Source organism: Enterobacter cloacae complex sp. P43RS, assembly GCF_014930585.1.
Lineage (GTDB): Bacteria > Pseudomonadota > Gammaproteobacteria > Enterobacterales > Enterobacteriaceae > Enterobacter > Enterobacter bugandensis.
This window is the reverse complement of record NZ_JADBRJ010000006.1, coordinates 101,444-119,826: the sequence shown is the minus strand read 5'-3', so window position 1 is coordinate 119,826 and position 18,383 is coordinate 101,444. Positions and strand designations below refer to the sequence as shown.

The 18,383-nt window shown below is 57.0% G+C and carries 18 protein-coding genes; 6 read left to right on the top strand and 12 right to left on the bottom strand.

Features of this window, described 5'->3' with window-relative positions:
• The first annotated feature begins 17 nt into the window (after positions 1-17).
• Complete coding sequence (locus IM294_RS14130; RefSeq protein WP_126818399.1) at positions 18-818, top strand: glycosyltransferase family 2 protein; 801 nt, start codon at positions 18-20, stop codon at positions 816-818.
• 3 nt (positions 819-821) lie between these two features.
• Here IM294_RS14130 and IM294_RS14125 read toward each other — a convergent pair whose 3' ends face one another.
• From IM294_RS14125 to gpmM, 3 genes are read right to left on the bottom strand one after another with little or no spacing between them, the layout of a single operon-like run.
• Complete coding sequence (locus IM294_RS14125; RefSeq protein WP_074147980.1) at positions 822-1,754, bottom strand: divergent polysaccharide deacetylase family protein; 933 nt, start codon at positions 1,752-1,754, stop codon at positions 822-824.
• A 3-nt stretch (positions 1,755-1,757) separates the two neighbouring features.
• Positions 1,758-3,017 carry a murein hydrolase activator EnvC gene (envC, locus tag IM294_RS14120; RefSeq protein ID WP_231940812.1) on the bottom strand — a complete coding sequence of 420 codons (1,260 nt, stop codon included), beginning with the start codon at positions 3,015-3,017 and terminating at the stop codon, positions 1,758-1,760.
• 33 nt (positions 3,018-3,050) lie between these two features.
• Entirely contained in the window at positions 3,051-4,595 is a 1,545-nt protein-coding gene (gene gpmM, locus IM294_RS14115; RefSeq protein ID WP_048960283.1) for a 2,3-bisphosphoglycerate-independent phosphoglycerate mutase, read from the bottom strand.
• A gap of 246 nt (positions 4,596-4,841) precedes the next feature.
• Here gpmM and IM294_RS14110 point away from each other — a divergent pair, with 246 nt between their 5' ends.
• The 5 genes from IM294_RS14110 (at position 4,842) to cysE (ending at position 7,951) form a co-directional block, all read left to right on the top strand.
• On the top strand, positions 4,842-5,273 hold the full coding sequence (locus tag IM294_RS14110) for a rhodanese-like domain-containing protein (protein ID WP_014882007.1): 432 nt from the start codon (positions 4,842-4,844) through the stop codon (positions 5,271-5,273).
• An 11-nt stretch (positions 5,274-5,284) separates the two neighbouring features.
• Positions 5,285-5,536: a glutaredoxin 3 gene (gene grxC, locus IM294_RS14105; protein ID WP_045630250.1), complete on the top strand. Its 252-nt coding sequence runs from the start codon at positions 5,285-5,287 to the stop codon at positions 5,534-5,536.
• A gap of 32 nt (positions 5,537-5,568) precedes the next feature.
• The gene (secB, locus tag IM294_RS14100; protein ID WP_003860835.1) at positions 5,569-6,036 is read left to right on the top strand and encodes a protein-export chaperone SecB; all 468 of its coding nucleotides are present in this window, start codon (positions 5,569-5,571) and stop codon (positions 6,034-6,036) included.
• Positions 6,036-7,055 carry an NAD(P)H-dependent glycerol-3-phosphate dehydrogenase gene (gpsA, locus tag IM294_RS14095; RefSeq protein ID WP_045630251.1) on the top strand — a complete coding sequence of 340 codons (1,020 nt, stop codon included), beginning with the start codon at positions 6,036-6,038 and terminating at the stop codon, positions 7,053-7,055. Before secB ends, gpsA begins: the two co-directional genes overlap by 1 nt.
• Before the next feature lie 74 nt (positions 7,056-7,129).
• A complete protein-coding gene (gene cysE / locus IM294_RS14090) occupies positions 7,130-7,951 on the top strand; it encodes a serine O-acetyltransferase (protein ID WP_008502718.1) in 822 nt (273 codons plus the stop codon).
• On the opposite strand, the gene trmL is transcribed toward cysE, so the two are convergent.
• The 9 genes from trmL to IM294_RS14045 form a co-directional block, all read right to left on the bottom strand.
• Positions 7,948-8,421, bottom strand: coding sequence for a tRNA (uridine(34)/cytosine(34)/5-carboxymethylaminomethyluridine(34)-2'-O)-methyltransferase TrmL (trmL, locus tag IM294_RS14085; protein ID WP_028015039.1), 474 nt, complete (start codon positions 8,419-8,421; stop codon positions 7,948-7,950). The two genes, cysE and trmL, sit on opposite strands and share 4 nt — an antisense overlap.
• 45 nt (positions 8,422-8,466) lie before the next feature.
• A complete protein-coding gene (locus tag IM294_RS14080; protein ID WP_126818400.1) occupies positions 8,467-9,807 on the bottom strand; it encodes an aromatic acid/H+ symport family MFS transporter in 1,341 nt (446 codons plus the stop codon).
• 180 nt (positions 9,808-9,987) lie between these two features.
• Complete coding sequence (gene lldD / locus IM294_RS14075) at positions 9,988-11,175, bottom strand: FMN-dependent L-lactate dehydrogenase LldD (protein ID WP_063865875.1); 1,188 nt, start codon at positions 11,173-11,175, stop codon at positions 9,988-9,990.
• Positions 11,172-11,945 carry a transcriptional regulator LldR gene (lldR, locus tag IM294_RS14070; protein WP_126818401.1) on the bottom strand — a complete coding sequence of 258 codons (774 nt, stop codon included), beginning with the start codon at positions 11,943-11,945 and terminating at the stop codon, positions 11,172-11,174. Before lldR ends, lldD begins: the two co-directional genes overlap by 4 nt.
• Complete coding sequence (lldP, locus tag IM294_RS14065) at positions 11,942-13,597, bottom strand: L-lactate permease (protein ID WP_045630254.1); 1,656 nt, start codon at positions 13,595-13,597, stop codon at positions 11,942-11,944. Before lldP ends, lldR begins: the two co-directional genes overlap by 4 nt.
• A 271-nt stretch (positions 13,598-13,868) precedes the next feature.
• The gene (locus IM294_RS14060) at positions 13,869-14,231 is read right to left on the bottom strand and encodes a YibL family ribosome-associated protein (protein WP_028015044.1); all 363 of its coding nucleotides are present in this window, start codon (positions 14,229-14,231) and stop codon (positions 13,869-13,871) included.
• 57 nt (positions 14,232-14,288) lie between these two features.
• Positions 14,289-14,879 carry a mannitol operon repressor MtlR gene (mtlR, locus tag IM294_RS14055; RefSeq protein WP_028015045.1) on the bottom strand — a complete coding sequence of 197 codons (591 nt, stop codon included), beginning with the start codon at positions 14,877-14,879 and terminating at the stop codon, positions 14,289-14,291.
• Positions 14,876-16,024 carry a mannitol-1-phosphate 5-dehydrogenase gene (gene mtlD, locus IM294_RS14050; RefSeq protein ID WP_126818402.1) on the bottom strand — a complete coding sequence of 383 codons (1,149 nt, stop codon included), beginning with the start codon at positions 16,022-16,024 and terminating at the stop codon, positions 14,876-14,878. Before mtlD ends, mtlR begins: the two co-directional genes overlap by 4 nt.
• A 102-nt stretch (positions 16,025-16,126) precedes the next feature.
• Positions 16,127-18,034, bottom strand: a complete 1,908-nt coding sequence (locus tag IM294_RS14045; RefSeq protein WP_028015047.1) for a PTS mannitol transporter subunit IICBA — start codon at positions 18,032-18,034, stop codon at positions 16,127-16,129.
• Between the last annotated feature and the right edge of the window lie 349 nt (positions 18,035-18,383).

Here is an 18,383-nt window from a genome sequence, read left to right as displayed (position 1 = left end):
CTGTTGAGAGTGGAAACATGTTTAAAATAACGATCTGCTTATTAACGTTTAATTCTGAAAGATTATTGCACGATGTTATTCCGCCTCTTTTAAAAATAGCGGATGAGATCGTCGTTGTAGATTCAGGCAGTACGGACAAAACACGTTTTATTTGTGAGAGCTATGGACTGCTCCCTGTCTATAAAAAATTTGGCTGGCATGGCGAGCAGATGAATTATGCCATATCCTTAGCCAGCAATGACTGGGTCCTGTGCATCGACAGTGATGAAATTCTTGACCAGGAAACAGTTGATGCTATTTCAGCGTTAAAAGCAGGTGATGAGCCTGACCCCGGAACGGCATGGCGAATATGCCGCCACTGGTTTGTTCTGGGTAAAGAAGTCCGGACGATCTATCCTGTTTCATCCCCTGATTACCCTGTACGTCTTTTTAACCGTAAACAGTCCCGATTTAATAACAGACCGGTAGACGATCAGGTGGAAGGTTTTCTCCGTTGTGAATGTATTCCGGGCTATGTAAAACATGATACGTTTCCCACTCTGCATGAGCTTTTTAACAAATTAAATTGTTATACAACCCGTCTGGTACAATATCATAAAATACGCCCCTCTATCGGGCGCGGCATCATCAGTGCCATCGGGGCTTTTTTTAAATGGTATTTGTTTAGCGGCGCCTGGCGTCAGGGTAAAGTGGGAGTGGCGACAGGACTGTATGCCACAGCCTACAGCTTTTTGAAGTATTTCAAATCCTGGTATTTGCATCAGGAGAAAAAAGAGCCCGTTGCGAATGAGCAGACGGGCTCTCAGATTGCGAAATAAGCGTCAGGCTTTCTTGCCCCATCCCTGCCACTGCTGCTGGACGTATTTCACCAGCGTACTGTTACTGATGCTGTCTCCGATGACAGAGAAGACTCGGGTCGCGTAGACCGGTTCTAGCGGCTGCTTCGGTACACAGCGCTTCACGCCGCGGAACGGGTTACGCGGTGCCGTCGGGACGGGCTGCGCAGAATTCGGCGTAGAGGTATCCACCTGCGGCTCGTTCAGCAGATCGCTCGGGCGTACCAGCGTGATATCGGCAGGTAAGGTCGGCAGCATTTGCTGTAAAACGCGAACGGTAGACGGATGCGGGTGCCCGATGGCAATCGCCGAACCGTTACGGCGCGCCAGCTGTACCGCGCGGTTGAACTGCACGCGGATATCCGCTTCGTTCTGGGAGTCGTCCAGGAAGACTTTGCGCTTAATGACCTTCACACCCGTACCCTGAGCGGCACGCATCGCCTGGCTGTTGCCAATGGTCATGCTGTCGAGGAAATAGAGATTGTAACGCTCCAGCGCCTGCATCACCTTCAGCATACCGTACAGGCTGGAGGTCATCGCGCTGCCCATATGGTTGTTCAGACCCACGGCATACGGCACCTTGTTGTAGGCGTCGCGGATGATGCGTTCGATCTCATCGCTGCTCATATCCGGGCGCAGGGTGTCTTTTTCCAGCGGCTGCTTGCTGAGCGGTGCCATCGGAAGATGGATGAGGACCTGGTGGCCGCTATTGTGCGCTTTGGTCGCCATTTCATGCGCGTGAGGCGCATTCGGCAGGACGGCGACGGAGATGGCTGACGGCATCGCCAGCACCTGATTTTCATAGTGTGGTCGATAACCGAAGTCATCAATCACGATGGCGAGTTTACCTGCATATACCGGTGCAGCCAGCGCCAGTGCGCTGACGACGGAGAGAACCATTCGACGAAATTGAAGCAAAACTTATCTTCCCAACCACGGCTGTGGATTGACCGCCTGACCCTGACGACGAATTTCGAAATAGAGTGACGGGCGGCCCTGACCGCCACTGCTGCCCACAAGGGCGATGGGTTGGCCGGCGCGCACCTGGGTGCCGACGCTGACCAGCGCGCTCTGGTTGTAGCCGTAAAGACTCATGTCGCCTTTACCATGCTCGACCACCACCACCAGCCCGTAACCCTGCAGCCAGTCGGCCAGGATCACGCGGCCATCGGCGATGGCTTTCACTTCGCTACCTTCAGACGCACCGATAACGATCCCTTTCCAACGTAGCTCACCCTGCAGCTGTTCGCCATAGCGATGAAGAATAGTGCCGCGAACGGGCCAGTAGGCCTGACCGCGCGGGGAACCCAGACCGCCGGTACGCGACATCAGGGAGCGTTCGCTTTCGCTTGGCTTGTAGGTGGTCCCTTTGCGGGAGGCTTCCTGCTGCTTGTCGCGAACCGCCTGCGCCTCGCGGGCCTCTTTTTCGGCGCGCGCCTTCGCTGCGGCTTCCGCACGGGCAATGCTGTTACGCAGTTTTGATTCGTTGGCGCGCATTTCGCTCAGCTGGCTCTGTCCTGCCTGAATGGAGGACTCAAGACCGGACAGCGTTTTCTTGCGTTCGTTACGGGCCTGCTCAAGTTTCGCCTGCTGCGCTTTTTGTTCGTAGAGCAACGTCTGCTGCTGGCTCTGCTTCTCTTCCAGCTCCGCTTTTTGGGTGGAAACCTCTTCACGCGTCTGCTTCAGCTGTGCAATGGTCTCCTGACGCGCCTGGTTCAGATAGCCGAAATAGGCCTGCAGACGCTGGCCGCGCTGGCTCTCTTCACCGCTGAGGATCAGCTGGAGTCCGGTATGCTCACCCTGGCGGAATGCGGCATCCAACTGTGCTGCGAGGTTGCGCTCCTGCGCATCACGCTGGCGCTCCAGTTTGGCAATCGACGCATTCATCTCGTCGATCTGTTTGTTCAACTGGGTGAGGGTGTTTTGCGTTTCACGGAGTTTACGTGCGGCAGCGGAGATGGCCTCTTCCTGCTGCTTAAGCTGGGCGAGCAGGGTGGCGCGCTGCTGTTGCTGCTGGCGTACCGCACGCTCTTTGGCGGCGATATCGGCCTGAATGGATTTCAGCTGGTCGCGGTCATCCGCGTGGGCGGATGCGGCGCACAGCAATACGCCAGCGCTGAGTGCGCTGGCGCAAAGCAGAGGTCTGACTGATAGCCTAAGCGGCTTCACGACCCATGTGATTGAAAAAATCGCCTTTCCCCTCATGGGGAGCGATTATTCCACGATGAACAGCGGCTTACCAGTCATCTCTTCAGGGATCGGCATACCCATCAGCGACAACATGGTTGGCGCGATGTCGGAAAGCTTGCCGCCTTCTACTGCTTTCAGTGATTTATCACCCACATAAATCAGCGGAACAGGCAGGTTGGTATGGGCGGTGTGCGCCTGACCGGTTGCCGGGTCACGCATCTGCTCGGCATTACCGTGGTCAGCGGTGATCAGCAGCTGGCCGCCAACGGACTCAACCGCTTTCGCAACCTGCTCAACGCAGTGGTCCAGCGCTTCAACCGCCTTCACTGCCGCTTCCATTACGCCGGTATGGCCGACCATGTCGCCGTTCGGGTAGTTACAGATGATGGTGTCGTACTTGCCGCTTTCGATGGCCGCGACCAGTTTTTCAGTCAATTCCGCAGAGCTCATCTCTGGCTGCAGATCGTAAGTCGCGACTTTCGGCGAGTTGATCAGAATGCGCTCTTCGCCTTTGAACGGCTCTTCAACGCCGCCGTTAAAGAAGAAGGTCACGTGAGCGTATTTTTCCGTTTCGGAAATACGCAGCTGCGTTTTGTCGTTCTTCGCCATCCACTCGCCGAAGGTGTTAGCCAGCGAGGCTGGTGGGTACGCGCACGGCGCGTTGATATCTGCCGCGTATTCGGTCAGCTGGATGAAGTTAATGTTCACCACTTTCTTACGGGCAAAACCGTCGAAGTCGCTGTTGACGAACGCACGGGTGATTTCGCGCGCGCGGTCAGCGCGGAAGTTCATAAAGATCAGCGCGTCGCCATCTTCCATTGCGGCATCGGCCTGGCCTTCAGCGCGGATCACGCTCGCTTTCACGAATTCATCGTTTTCATCACGCGCGTAAGCGGCTTCCAGCGCTTCAACCGCGGTCGGGAACTGGAATTCCCCTTTTGCCAGAGTCATCAGGTCATAGGCCTGTTCAACGCGATCCCAGCGGTTGTCGCGGTCCATAGCGTAGTAACGGCCAATGATGGAGGCCACGCGGCCTTTGCCCAGCGCAGCGAATTTGTCTTCGAAAGCTTTCAGGGACCCTTCTGCGCTGCGCGGTGGCGTGTCACGACCGTCCAGGAAGGCGTGCAGGTAGATTTTTTCCGCACCGCGTTCAGCGGCCAGTTCAACCATCGCCATGATGTGATCCTCGTGGCTGTGCACGCCGCCTGCGGAGAGCAGACCCATGATGTGCACCGCTTTACCTGCCGCAACGGCTTTATCTACCGCACCGCAGAGAATCGGGTTAGCGAAGAAGGTGCGTTCTTTGATTTCGACGTCCAGACGGGTCAGATCCTGATACACAATACGACCCGCGCCGAGGTTAACGTGGCCAACTTCGGAGTTGCCCATCTGGCGATCCGGCAGGCCCACTTCCAGACCGGATGCGTCAATCAGGGTATGCGGACGTTTTGCCCACAGTGCATCCATGACCGGGGTTTTTGCGTTGAAAATAGCGTTATCCTGGCTATCTTCACGGTAGCCATAGCCATCCAGAATCACCAGTACCATAGGTTTTTTAGAAACCGACATTGCAACAACCTCATGCTCAAGAGTCAAAATTTGCGTAATTTTACTACAGCTGAATCGATCAAATAGCCGCAGAAGATCAAAGAAAACGCGGGGGCAAGATGCTGACCGGACCATTTTGAGGCATTTTTTTAGGTGGCATGCCGCAGAAAATGGATTAGGTTATGGTCGCTGGCTGTATTTGCCAGAACGCACAGGTATACTCCTGTCCTGGTTTTTTTATCACTTAGTCGGGAGTAGTTACCCTCCATGCAAGAAATTATGCAATTCGTTAGCCGCCATCCGGTACTGAGCATCGCGTGGATTGGCCTGCTGGCTGCTGTGCTGTTCACCACATTTAAGAGCCTGACGTCTAAGATTAAGGTTATCACCCGTGGTGAAGCGACGCGTCTGATTAACAAAGAAGATGCCGTCGTTGTCGATCTGCGTCAGCGTGACGATTTCCGTAAAGGTCACATTGCCGGCGCAATCAACCTGTTGCCAGCTGAAATCAAAGCCAACAACGTTGGTGAGCTTGAGAAACACAAAGCCCAGCCCATTATCGTTGTGGATGCGACCGGTATGCAGGCGCAGGAATCTGCCAGCGCGCTTTACAAAGCGGGCTTCGAAAACGTAACGGTACTGAAAGAAGGGATTTCCGGCTGGAGCGGGGAAAATCTTCCTTTGGTTCGCGGTAAATAAGGAGTTCAGTCATGGCCAATATTGAGATCTACACCAAAGCGACGTGCCCGTTCTGCCACCGTGCGAAAGCGCTGCTGAGCAGCAAAGGCGTCACGTACCAGGAACTGCCGATCGACGGTGACGCGATCAAACGCGAAGAGATGATCCAACGTAGTGGTCGTACGACGGTTCCGCAGATTTTTATTGATGCGCAGCACATTGGCGGCTGTGATGACTTGTATGCGCTCGACGCCCGTGGTGGACTCGATCCGCTGCTGAGCTAAGAGACTTTAGGACAATTAAAAAGGGTATTTCCATGTCAGAACAAAACAACACCGAAATGACTTTCCAGATCCAGCGTATCTACACCAAGGATGTCTCTTTCGAAGCGCCAAATGCGCCGCACGTTTTCCAGAAAGACTGGCAGCCAGAGGTTAAACTTGATCTGGATACCGCATCCACCCAGCTGGCGGATGACGTGTATGAAGTCGTACTGCGTGTGACCGTGACCGCCTCTCTGGGCGAAGAAACTGCATTCCTGTGCGAAGTACAGCAGGGCGGTATCTTCTCCATCGGCGGCATCGAAGGCAACCAGATGGCGCATTGCCTGGGTGCATACTGCCCGAACATCCTGTTCCCGTATGCCCGTGAATGCATCACCAGCCTGGTTTCTCGCGGTACATTCCCGCAACTGAACCTTGCGCCAGTGAACTTTGATGCGCTGTTCATGAACTATCTGCAGCAGCAGGCTGGCGAAGGTGCCGAACAACATCAGGATGCCTGATGAGCACTGTTAATGCGTCAATGACTGTGATCGGTGCCGGCTCATACGGCACCGCTCTTGCCATCACGCTGGCAAGAAATGGTCACGACGTGGTCCTGTGGGGCCACGATCCAAAACATATCGCCACGCTGCAGCGCGACCGTTGCAATGTGGCGTTTCTCCCGGACGTTCCGTTCCCTGACACCCTGCACCTGGAAAGCGATCTTGCAACCGCGCTGGCGGCCAGCCGCAACATTTTGATTGTGGTGCCAAGCCATGTCTTTGGCGACGTGCTGAATCAGATCAAGCCGCTGATGCGCCCGGATGCGCGTATCGTCTGGGCGACCAAAGGGCTGGAAGCGGAAACCGGACGTCTGCTGCAGGACGTTGCCCGCGAAGCGCTGGGGGATGAGATCCCGCTGGCGGTCATCTCCGGGCCGACCTTTGCCAAAGAGCTGGCTGCGGGCCTGCCGACGGCGATCTCGCTGGCATCCACCGATCAGGCTTTCTCCGACGATCTCCAGCAATTGCTGCACTGCGGCAAGAGCTTCCGCGTCTACAGCAACCCCGATTTTATCGGCGTGCAGTTGGGTGGCGCGGTGAAGAACGTGATTGCCATCGGGGCCGGGATGTCTGACGGTATTGGCTTTGGCGCCAACGCGCGTACGGCGTTGATTACCCGCGGCTTAACCGAGATGTCCCGTCTGGGCGAAGCGCTGGGTGCCGATCCGGCCACCTTTATGGGTATGGCGGGTCTGGGGGATCTGGTGCTGACCTGTACCGATAACCAGTCTCGTAACCGCCGCTTTGGCATGATGCTCGGACAGGGCAGCGATGTAAAAAGCGCGCAGGAGAAGATTGGACAGGTGGTGGAAGGCTACCGCAATACCAAAGAAGTCCGCGAGTTGGCGCACCGGTTTGGTGTCGAAATGCCAATAACCGAGGAAATTTATCAGGTATTGTATTGCGGAAAAAATGCGCGCGAGGCAGCATTGACCCTATTAGGTCGTGCGCGCAAGGACGAGCGCAGCAGTAACTAGTCGGAACCGTTGTCACCTGAATGACCCAGCCAGCGCAGAACTGGCTGGTCATTAACTATCGTCTGGAGTAAGCAATGCCGTGTGAAGAACTGGATATCGTCTGGAATAACATTAAAGCCGAAGCCCGGGCGCTGGCCGACTGTGAGCCTATGCTGGCCAGTTTCTACCACGCAACGCTACTTAAGCACGAAAACCTCGGCAGCGCGCTGAGCTATATGCTCGCCAACAAGCTGGCGTCCTCGATCATGCCCGCGATTGCGATTCGTGAGGTGGTGGAAGAGGCTTACGCCGCTGACCCGGAAATGATTGCGTCTGCCGCCTGTGATATCCAGGCCGTGCGCACCCGTGACCCGGCGGTCGATAAATACTCTACGCCGCTTCTCTACCTGAAAGGCTTCCACGCGCTGCAGGCGTACCGCATTGGCCACTGGCTGTGGAATGAAGGCCGCCGCGCGCTGGCGATCTTCCTGCAAAACCAGGTTTCCGTGACGTTTCAGGTTGATATTCACCCGGCGGCGAAGATTGGCCGCGGGATCATGCTCGACCACGCCACCGGGATCGTTGTCGGGGAAACGGCGGTGATTGAAGACGACGTCTCGATCCTGCAATCCGTTACCCTGGGCGGTACCGGGAAAACCAGCGGCGATCGCCACCCGAAAATTCGTGAAGGGGTGATGATTGGCGCGGGGGCTAAAATCCTCGGCAATATCGAAGTCGGACGCGGCGCGAAGATTGGCGCGGGGTCGGTTGTGCTCCAGCCCGTGCCACCGCACACCACCGCCGCTGGCGTACCGGCGCGCATCGTTGGTAAGCCAGACAGCGATAAGCCGTCGATGGATATGGATCAGCACTTCAACGGCATTCACCATACCTTCGAGTATGGTGACGGCATTTAACTTCTGAGAATGGCGCCCGGGTAACCCAGCTGGCGCCAGGCCTCATACACCACCACCGACACCGCGTTCGACAGGTTCATGCTGCGGCTGTCCGGCATCATCGGAATACGGATTTTCTGCTCAGCGGGCAGGGCATCCAGGATCGTGGCCGGCAGGCCGCGGGTTTCCGGGCCAAACATCAGATAGTCACCCTCCTGATAGCTCACGGCGCTGTGCGCTGGCGTGCCTTTGGTGGTCAGGGCGAACATGCGCTGCGGCTTCTCTGCTTCCAGAAACGCGGCGTAATCGTGATGGCGAACCACGGCGGTAAATTCATGGTAATCCAGCCCCGCGCGGCGCAGGCGTTTGTCGTCCCACGTAAAGCCCATCGGCTCGATGATGTGCAGACGAAAACCGGTGTTGGCGCACAGGCGGATGATATTGCCGGTGTTCGGCGGAATTTCTGGTTCGAATAAAACGATGTTAAGCATGCTGCCCCCTTAATTGCGGGGGCAGAATAGCAGAAAAGAGAGGAACTACGCGACGCCGGGTTCCTGAGAGCGGCTGTACAGCATTTTGTAGACGGTTGCCGTCGCGGCCACCAGAGCGGGCACGCTGAGGATCATTAAAATACTGTCTGCCTGCCACTGCAGGGAAAGAAGCTGGGCGCTGGTCATGGTTCCCGCCACGCCGCCAAAGCGACCGATGCCCTGCATCCAGGCGATACCCGTCGCGCGGCACTCGGTAGGGTAAAAGGTGGCGGCCAGGGTTTGCATGCCCGACTGCGCGCCGTTCATCGCGATCCCCATCAGGAAAATCAGCCCGCCAAACAGGGCGATATGGTTATGCTCAAGGCCAAGCAAAAGAATCAGGCCCATCGTCAGCACAAAACCACCTGCGACCACCTTGTGCGCTTCCCAGCGGTCCATCATCCAGCCCGCGAGCAGAATGCCTGCGGTGCCGCCGAAGGTAAACAGCGAGGTGAGCCAGGCGGATTCCGCCAGGGCATAACCCATCCCCTGCATCAGCGTCGGCATCCAGCTAAGCAGGACGTAGTAAATCACCAGCCCCATAAAATAAGTCACCCACAGCATCAGGGTGCCGGGTAGCCAGGGCATGGAAAACAGCTGCCCCACGCTTCCTTTTTTAGACGCGGCTTTCTCTTCCGCCAGGAAAAAGCCCGTAACGCTCTCCAGCGTGCTGCGGCTGAACCGGCTGGCAATGCGGCGAACCTGCGCGACGTCTTTCCCGCGCTGCACCAGAAACTTCACCGATTCCGGCAGCAGCAGCGCCAGCAGCACGGTTAAAATCAGCGGCGCAATCGCGCCGGTCAACAGCACGCTTCGCCAACCGTGGTGGGGAATAAGCCAGGAAGAGATCGCGCCGCCGCCCGCAGCGCCCAAAGGGAAGCCGCAGTACATGGTATTAATCGCCATGGCGCGGCAGCGCTGGGGGGCGAACTCTGAGATCAGCGTGATGGCGTTTGGCATGGCGGCGCCGAGCCCGAGACCCGTCAGAAAGCGCCACAGCGTTAGGGTATTCAGGCTTTGCGCCCAGGCCGTCCCCAGGCTCGCCAGGCCGAAGAACAGGCACGAGAAGACCAGCACGCGCTTGCGTCCCATCCGGTCCGATACCGGACCTGCAATAAGGGCTCCAAGCGACAGCCCCAGCAGCGCCGCACTCAGCACCGGCCCCAGATCCTCTTTATGTATTCCCCACTCCGCCGACAGCGTAGGCGCGATGTAGCCCATCGCTGCCGTATCAAAACCATCGATCGCCAGAACCAGAAAGCCCAGCACGATAAGAAGCCAGTGAAACCCTGAAAAAGGACTCTCGTCGATCACCTGCTGAATATCCACCTTACCTGAATAGGTCATACGCTCCCCTCTGATGTGATGTTGTTATTGTGTTCTTGTATTTGCTTGTCTATACAATTGCGAACGGGAGGGATGTGTCAAATTTTCTTATCCAGAATGTTACGCAGGTGTTATTTTCGGCAAAAAAAGCGCCCGAGGGGGAAATCGGACGCATGGAAAAGGTGGGGTAACGGGAGAGGATCAGGCCGCGTCGCCATGTGACAGCGGAGCCAGTGCCGCCGGTAGTTTGCTCAACTCCTGCACCAGCGAATCCTTGCTGATTTCACTGATCGACTTCGCGCCGGTCAGGGTCATCGCCACCTTCATCTCTTTCTCGATCAGGTTCAGCAGATTTGCCACGCCCGCCTGGCCGCTGGTGGCCAGGGCGTAAAGATATGCGCGGCCCAGCAGCACGCTGTCGGCACCCAGCGCAATCATGCGCACCACGTCCAGCCCGTTGCGGATCCCGCTGTCGGCCAGAATGGCAATATCGCCTTTCACCGCATCGGCAATGGCCGGCAGGGCTCGTGCGGAGGAGAGCACCCCGTCGAGCTGGCGTCCGCCGTGGTTAGAGACCACAATTCCATCCGCGCCAAAACGCACCGCGTCGCGGGCATCTTCCGGATCGAGGATCCCTTTGATCACCATCGGGCCATCCCAGAATTCGCGGATCCACTCCAGGTCTTTCCACGAGATCGACGGATCGAAGTTGTTCGCCAGCCAGCCGATATAGTCCTCCAGCCCGGTCGGTTTACCGAGATAGGCCGAGATATTCCCCAGATCGTGCGGACGGCCGTTCAGACCCACATCCCACGCCCACTGTGGATGCGTAACCGCCTGCCAGTAGCGGCGCATCGCGGCGTTCGGGCCGCTCATGCCGGAGTGGGCATCGCGGTAGCGCGCGCCGGGGGTCGGCATATCAACGGTAAAGACCAGCGTTGAGCAGCCCGCCGCTTTGGCGCGCTCCAGCGCGTTACGCATAAAGCCGCGATCGCGCAGGACGTACAGCTGGAACCACATCGGGCGCTTGAGGGTCGGCGCGACCTCTTCAATCGGGCAGACGGATACGGTAGACAGGGTAAACGGAATGCCTTTGGCATCCGCTGCGGCGGCGGCCTGCACTTCGCCCCGGCGGGCGTACATGCCGCATAAGCCGACGGGCGCGAGCGCGACGGGCATGGAGAGCGTTTCGTTAAACAGCTTCGTCTCAAGGCTCAGGTCAGACATATTCTTCAGCACGCGCTGGCGCAGGGCCACTTCTGACAGATCCTCCACGTTGCGGCGCAGGGTGTATTCGGCATACGCCCCACCGTCGATGTAGTGGAACAGGAACGGGGGCAAAATGCGCTGCGCCGCGGCGCGGTAGTCACTGGCTGCTGAAATAATCATGCTTTGTTCTCCCTGGAAATATCACTTTCGCCAGGCAGACGGGTAATACGCGCCTGTCGGGCCTGGTCTTCATCAAATCGTTTAATGGTGGTGTGCACGAAGCCGAGATGCGCCATCATCGCCTTGCGCGCGGCTTCGGCATCGCCAGCCAGAATGGCGTTGAGCACCGCCTCGTGCTGTTCGGTCAGTTGGGCAAAGACCGGCGGGACCAGATACATGCGCTGGCGGCTCTGCTTCACGGAGGATTGCAGCAGGTCGAAGAACCCGCGCATGGTCTGGAGCAGCACCACGTTGTGCGACGCCTCGGTGATTGCCAGATGGAAACGCACGTCCGCCTGGGAGGCGATGTCCGGGTCGCTGCTTAGCGTGGCTTCGAAGCAGGTTTTGAGCTTCTCTTTGTCGGCTTCGGTTGCCCGCATCGCTGCGTGCCATGCGGTACTGGTTTCGATGGCGTGACGCGCTTCAAGAATGTCGAAGCTGTAGTCCGGGTCGTTTTCCAGCAGCGTCTTTAGCGGCTGAACGATGTTTTGCTCGGACCAGTCGTCATGCTGCCAGCGCACAAAAGTACCGCCGCCGCGACGGCTCACCAGTACGCCTTCGCTGACCAGCGTCGCCAGCGCCTCGCGAAGTGAGTTACGCGATACGCCAAGCCGGGCGGCAAGCTGGCGCTCGGCGGGCAATTTCATGCCCGCTTCCAGCTGTTGTTCTTCAATCAGCGCCCGCACGCGAGAGGCAATCTCGTCGGACAGGCGTCTGGGCATCACTATCATGGGATCATCCAGGTTAAGACATAGGCCTGCAGGGTGGTGATCACGCCCACCATGCAGGTGAATATCAGGCTGTGTTTCACGGTAAAGCGGAACAGGTCCGACTCTTTGCCCACCAGTCCCACCGCCGCACAGGCAATGGCGATGGACTGCGGGGAGATCATTTTGCCGGTCACGCCGCCGGTGGTGTTCGCGGCGACCAGCAGCACGTCCGACACGCCAATCTGCTGCGCAGCCGTCGCCTGCAGGGCGGCAAACAGGGCGTTAGACGAGGTATCTGAACCCGTCAGGAACACCCCCAGCCAGCCGAGGAACGGCGAGAAGAAGGTGAACGCGTGTCCGGTGTGGGCCAGCGCTAACGCCAGCGTCGATGACAGGCCGGAGTAGTTCGAGATAAACGCGAACGCCAGCACCATGCCGATGGAGTAGATCGGCAGCATCAGCTCTTTAATCGTTGCCGCAAAAGTCTGTACCGCGGCGGCAGGCTTCATGCGCAGCCACACCACGGAAAGGAGTGCCGCAAACAGGATGGCCGTACCGGTGGCGGAGAACCAGTCAAACTTAAACACTGCCGCATACGGGGTGGCGTCGTGCACGACCGGCGGCATACGGGCAACCATCTTGTCGAGGAACGGCACGGAGATGTTAATCACCATGTCGTACAGCGCGCCGCCGGGAGCGAACAGCGCTTTAAACGGCGGTATGCTCCACAGCGTCACGGTAGCGGTCAGGAACAGGAACGGCGACCACGCGCGGACGATCTGTCCTGCGGTATAGCCCGTGCGGGCGAGGGTCTGATCCACATGCGACGCACCCATGTCGGCAAAGCGGAAGATACGTACCGGCTGCCAGCGTTTCAGGAACAGCGTCAGACAGACCAGCGACACCAGGGAAGAGATGATGTCCGGCAGCTCCGGGCCAAGGAAGTTCGAGCTGAGGTACTGGGCAATCGCGAACGAGCCGCCTGCCACCATCACCGCAGGCCAGGTCTCCTTCACGCCGCGCCAGCCGTCCATAATCGCCATGATCCAGAACAGCACGATAATGGTCAGGAACGGCAGCTGGCGGCCAACCATCTGGCCGATCTCAAAGCTGTCCAGCCCGGTCACCTGTCCGGCCACCAGAATCGGAATCCCCATCGCGCCAAACGCCACCGGTGCGGTGTTCACAATCAGGCACAGGCCAGCGGCGTAGAGCGGGTTAAAGCCCAACCCGACCAGCAGCGCGGCGGTGATCGCCACCGGTGCGCCGAATCCTGCCGCGCCTTCAAGGAACGCCCCGAAGGAGAAGCCGACAATCAGCATCTGCAAGCGCTGGTCCGGGGTGATGGAGAGAATCGACGAACGAATGATGTCGAACTGCCCGGTCTTTACCGAGATTTTATAGACAAAGACCGCGGCGATGATGATCCACGCAATCGGCCACAGGCCGTAGAAGAAACCGTAGACAACGGAGGCCAGCGCGCGATCGACCGGCATCTTGTAGAAGAACAGCGCCACCAGCAGGGCGATGGCAACGGTATACGTCGCGGCGAGGTAGCCCTTCAGCTTGAGCTTAATCAGCGCAAAGAAGAAGAACAGGATCGGTAGCGATGCGATCAGGCTCGACAGCCAGATATTGCCGGCCGGGTCGTAGTTTTGTTGCCAGAGGCTCATGCAGGTCTCCTGGGGACCAGACAGCCTGTGCTGCGGGTGAGTCTCCGCTCAACTCTGCGTCACAAACTGTGTAAAAGTGGTCCTGCCAATATTGTGTTGTAGGGTTAATGACAATGAATGGTTAACCAGATGTTATGGAGTGGCAATGGTTTTGTGAGCGCAAATAATGGAATTGTGAACCGGGGGAGGATTGATTGCGTTATTGGTTGGACCAATTCACGCGAAGGGGAAAAGAGTAGGCCGGGTAAGCGCAGCGCCACCCGGCATGAAATCAGAATGCGGTCTTACAAAAGCCCGTCATCTCTTTCAGGCCCATTTCGCGGCCAAGCTCAGTCATCGGGTGTACCACCACCAGACCACGGACGCTTTTCTTCAGCTTGCCCATGTCGGCCTGCTCTTTTTTGGTGATTGCGCGGCGGTGCGGCATGTTCATCAGCTTCTGCGCTTCTTTGCTCAGCTTCTGGCCTTTCACTTCGCGCAGGCGCTCGATTTCCGCTTCCAGCTTCGCGGACTCTTTTTCCAGCTCGGCATATTTCTCGGCGGAATCAACCAGAGACAGGCCAGCCATCTGGTGACGGATCAGATCCAGACGGTCGCTCAGGCGTTTAATTTCGTTCTTTTCGACTTCTTTCATGACAATTGACTCTAAATCGGGGGAATTACAGGGAAGGATACACCAATGTGAACGGGCTTACTTCTGAAACGCTTTTTTTAAGCTGATTTTAGAAATCAGCTCAGTCAGGGAGAGGACCATCGTGGAACGGACAACCTGTTGATAGCGCAGCTTTTGCATCGCGTACAGTTCAGGGTCGCTGTTATCAAAATGGGGAGCAGGAGGCAGGGCGGTGACGCAGTGCAGCTCGCCGAACGGCCCCAGGATTTCATCATCGGTAAAAGTGTACTCATTACCGTCATGATTGAGCTCTTCGCGCAGCGCCATTAACAGTTCAGCGTCTTCATACTCCTGGCGGTTGAGCACGCCAAGACCATAAATCAGCTTCAGACGCACCGACAGATCGCCCAGCGGTCCGTCTCCGTCCAGTAACGGTTCTACAGCGTACTTTACCGCGTAGTCGTCTTTGCGAAACACCTGAAGCACCAGAATGTTCACCGCCTCGGTTAACAGCTCGACGGCGGCAATCAGGAAACTTCGTACGGTTTTGCCAGCATTCAGACGCTCAAGCACACGATTTTCAAAGGCCTGGGTTTGTTCCATTATTGCCTGCATATCTGACAATCTGTTATTCGGGCGCAGGCTTACCTGCGCCGGATTCTGCATCATTTGGTTGCGTTGTATGCGTTAACCGCCTCCGCAACCACGTCGCTGCTGGCGTCCAGACCGGAAATCTGCGCCAGCGCAGCCTGCGCGCCTTTGTCATCAATCAGCTGAGCCAGCTCAATCGCCTGCGGGTCCTGCTCGCTGCGGTAGTGCATCGCGGCAGCAATTCCTTTCACCAGGTTGGCGTGCGGCAGACCGTATTCCAGCGTGCCCAGCAGCGGCTTAATCAGGCGGTCGCCCGCGCTCAGCTTACGCAGCGGCTGACGGCCCACGCGCTCAACGTCATCTTTCAGATACGGGTTTTCAAAACGACCGAGGATTTTCTGGATGTATGCTGCGTGTTTATCAGCATCAAAACCGTAGCGTTTGATCAGCACCGCGCCGCTCTCTTCCATTGCCCCTTTTACCACCGCGCGGATCTTCTCATCGAGGATCGCGTCGCGAATGGTCTGATGACCGGCCAACTTTCCGAGGTACGCGGTTATAGCATGCCCGGTGTTCAGCGTGAAGAGTTTGCGTTCGACAAATGCCATCAGGTTATCAGTGAGTTCCATTCCCGGAATGGTCGGCAGCGCGCCCTTGAACTGAGTTTTATCGACGATCCACTCGCTGAAGGTTTCAACAGTGACTTCCAGCGGATCGTTGGTGGCGGATTCGGACGGCGGAACGATGCGGTCTACAGCGGAATCCACAAACCCGACGTGCGCTTCAACCCAGGCTTTATCTTCCTCAGCCACGGCCGCCATAACGTGGCCTTTCAGCTGCGTGGTGCCGCGCACCATGTTTTCACAGGCGATGATGTTCAGCGGTGTTTCAATGCCCTGTGCTTTACGCTTCGTCAGGCCTTTCGCGACAGCAGGAGCAATACGTTCAAGCACCACCGGACCCACGGCGGTGGTCACCAGATCAACGCTGGCGATCAGGTCAATCACGTCGTCGCCGATGCTGCTGACCGCGTTGACGCCAGAGACGGTTTCAACCTGTTCGTTTTCACCCACCACATGAACCTGATAGCTATGACGGGCATTCAGGGCATCCAGAACCACCTGATTCACATCGGCGAATGTCAGGGTAATGCCCGCGTCTGCCAGCAGTTTACCGATAAAGCCACGACCGATATTACCTGCGCCAAAATGTAATGCTTTCATAGTGTTAACCTTCATCAATGTTTTTACCCGAGAGGGCTGGGGTGAGGAACGTTTCCCCCTCACCCTAGCCCTCTCCCCGAAGGGGAGAGGGAAGAGGCGCTGCTATTTGTTGAGCAGGGCCAGAACTTCTTCAACGCTTTCAGTTTGTGCCAGGCGCTCGATGACGGACTCATCATCCAGCGCGTTGGTCAGGCTGGTAATCACCTGAATATGCTCGTTGTTGCGAGCGGCGATACCAATCACCAGACGGGCGATGTCGTCCTCTTCTTCACCGAAGCGCACGCCGTCAGGATACTGACAGAACACCACGCCGGTTTTCAGCACGCGGTCTTTCGCTTCAACCGTACCGTGCGGAACCGCGATGGATTCACCCAGGTAGGTTGGCGTCAGTTTTTCACGTTCCAGCATCGCGTCAACGTATTCTGGCTGAACGTAGCCGCCCTTCACCAACTGTTCACCGGCAAAGCGAATCGCCTCTTCTTTGGTGCTCGCGGTACGGCCGAGGAAGATGTTCTCCGCGCCCAGCTTAAACAGGTGAGCGTTGCTCTCGTCAAAGCTGTCCTGCAGGCTGGTGCGCACTTTCACTTCGTTGTCTTCGTGGCGCTGCGCGGCAACCAGACGTTCGGTCAGGCTGGTGTACAGGCCGCTGTCCAGGAAGTTGGTCAGCGAGATGTGCTGTGCCTGCGGTACCTGACGCATAGCGCGCTCGGTCAGATCGCGGTGCGTGATAACCAGGTCTACGTCCGGCGGCAGGTTGTTAATCGCGCTGTTGGTTACGGAGATGTTGGTCAGGCCCGCATCCTGCACTTTCTTACGCAGCACGCCGGCACCCATTGCGCTGGAACCCATACCGGCGTCGCAGGCAACGATGATTTTACGCACGTGGCTCAGGTCGTTAGAAACATCGCCAGCCGCCAGCGGGGTCGCACCTTTGGATTCGGCTTTCATGTCGTGCATACGACGGGTTGCCGCTTCGATATCGTCGTCTTCTTTCACCTTGCTGGTTTTCAGCAGGATAGAAGAGACCACGAAGGAGACCGCCATCGCCGCACAGATCGCCGCGATGTTCGCGAAGTATGCGCCTTTCGGCGTCATCGCCAGCACCGCCAGGATAGAGCCTGGAGAAGCAGGGGAGACCAGACCGCCGCCCAGCACGCTCAGGGTGAACACACCAGTCATACCGCCGAGGATAACGGCCAGGATCAGACGTGGGTTCATCAGCACGTACGGGAAGTAAATTTCGTGGATACCGCCCAGGAAGTGGATGATAGCCGCGCCGCCAGCAGACTGCTTCGCGCTGCCGCGACCAAAGAACATGTACGCCAGCAGAACGCCCATACCCGGACCCGGGTTCGCTTCAATCAGGAAGAAGATGGACTTGCCGAGATCGTGAGACTGCTGAATACCCAGCGGCGAGAAGATACCGTGGTTAATGGCGTTGTTCAGGAACAGGATTTTCGCCGGTTCAACGAAGATAGACGCCAGCGGCAGCATGTCGTGCGCCACCATGAAGTTAACGCCCGCCGCCAGCAGTTTGGACAGCACTTCAACAGCCGGACCAATGCCGAGGAACGCCAAAATCGCGAGGATCATCCCGATGATGCCCGCAGAGAAGTTGTTCACCAGCATTTCGAAGCCGGACTTGATCTTGCCATCAACCCAGACGTCGAATTTCTTAATCGCCCAGCCGCCCAGAGGACCGGCAATCATCGCACCGAGGAACATCGGCATATCCGCACCGACGATCACGCCCATGGTTGTGATGGCACCCACGACGCCACCACGGTCACCGCCCACCAGACGACCACCGGTATAACCGATGAGCAGCGGCAGGAGATAGGTAATCATTGGGCCAACAAGTTTCGCCAGCGTTTCGTTAGGCAACCACCCTGTCGGAATGAACAATGCGGTGATAATACCCCACGCGATAAACGCGCCGATATTTGGCATCACCATGTTGCTGAGGAAACGACCAAAGCTTTGAACTTTGATCTTGAAATCGGATGACATAAAACACCCCTTCTTCTGTTTACGCTTAGGCTTGCGGCCCGAGGTTTATTGTTAATGAGGCGGCAGAGGTAGCCGGACCCTGTTCTGATGCTGTGAAATCTGGCACTGAATCGTTCAACTGTCCAGATAGCGGAATTTTGTGTGATGTATGTCACGTAAATGTAGGGGGTGTGGCGCTGAATGAAGTGATCTGAGTCACAAAATAGGCGAGTAAAAAAAATACGATGGCGAAAAATAGAGCAAAAATCACCTCTTTATGTGATTGATATCACATTTTGTTTTTGCGTGTTTGTTTCTGGATTGTGACTGGTTTCACAAAATATTTTTATGCAGATTTCTCCGACTGCGA

Bases quoted from the DNA above. Each gene is read 5' to 3' on its own strand.
- IM294_RS14130 (WP_126818399.1), top strand. From the start codon at position 18: ATGTTTAAAATAACGATCTGCTTATTAACGTTTAATTCTGAAAGATTA.
- gpmM (WP_048960283.1), bottom strand. From the start codon at position 4,595: ATGTCGGTTTCTAAAAAACCTATGGTACTGGTGATTCTGGATGGCTAT.
- IM294_RS14110 (WP_014882007.1), top strand. From the start codon at position 4,842: ATGCAAGAAATTATGCAATTCGTTAGCCGCCATCCGGTACTGAGCATC.
- grxC (WP_045630250.1), top strand. From the start codon at position 5,285: ATGGCCAATATTGAGATCTACACCAAAGCGACGTGCCCGTTCTGCCAC.
- secB (WP_003860835.1), top strand. From the start codon at position 5,569: ATGTCAGAACAAAACAACACCGAAATGACTTTCCAGATCCAGCGTATC.
- gpsA (WP_045630251.1), top strand. From the start codon at position 6,036: ATGAGCACTGTTAATGCGTCAATGACTGTGATCGGTGCCGGCTCATAC.
- cysE (WP_008502718.1), top strand. From the start codon at position 7,130: ATGCCGTGTGAAGAACTGGATATCGTCTGGAATAACATTAAAGCCGAA.
- trmL (WP_028015039.1), bottom strand. From the start codon at position 8,421: ATGCTTAACATCGTTTTATTCGAACCAGAAATTCCGCCGAACACCGGC.
- IM294_RS14080 (WP_126818400.1), bottom strand. From the start codon at position 9,807: ATGACCTATTCAGGTAAGGTGGATATTCAGCAGGTGATCGACGAGAGT.
- lldD (WP_063865875.1), bottom strand. From the start codon at position 11,175: ATGATTATTTCAGCAGCCAGTGACTACCGCGCCGCGGCGCAGCGCATT.
- lldR (WP_126818401.1), bottom strand. From the start codon at position 11,945: ATGATAGTGATGCCCAGACGCCTGTCCGACGAGATTGCCTCTCGCGTG.
- lldP (WP_045630254.1), bottom strand. From the start codon at position 13,597: ATGAGCCTCTGGCAACAAAACTACGACCCGGCCGGCAATATCTGGCTG.
- IM294_RS14060 (WP_028015044.1), bottom strand. From the start codon at position 14,231: ATGAAAGAAGTCGAAAAGAACGAAATTAAACGCCTGAGCGACCGTCTG.
- mtlR (WP_028015045.1), bottom strand. From the start codon at position 14,879: ATGATGCAGAATCCGGCGCAGGTAAGCCTGCGCCCGAATAACAGATTG.
- mtlD (WP_126818402.1), bottom strand. From the start codon at position 16,024: ATGAAAGCATTACATTTTGGCGCAGGTAATATCGGTCGTGGCTTTATC.
- IM294_RS14045 (WP_028015047.1), bottom strand. From the start codon at position 18,034: ATGTCATCCGATTTCAAGATCAAAGTTCAAAGCTTTGGTCGTTTCCTC.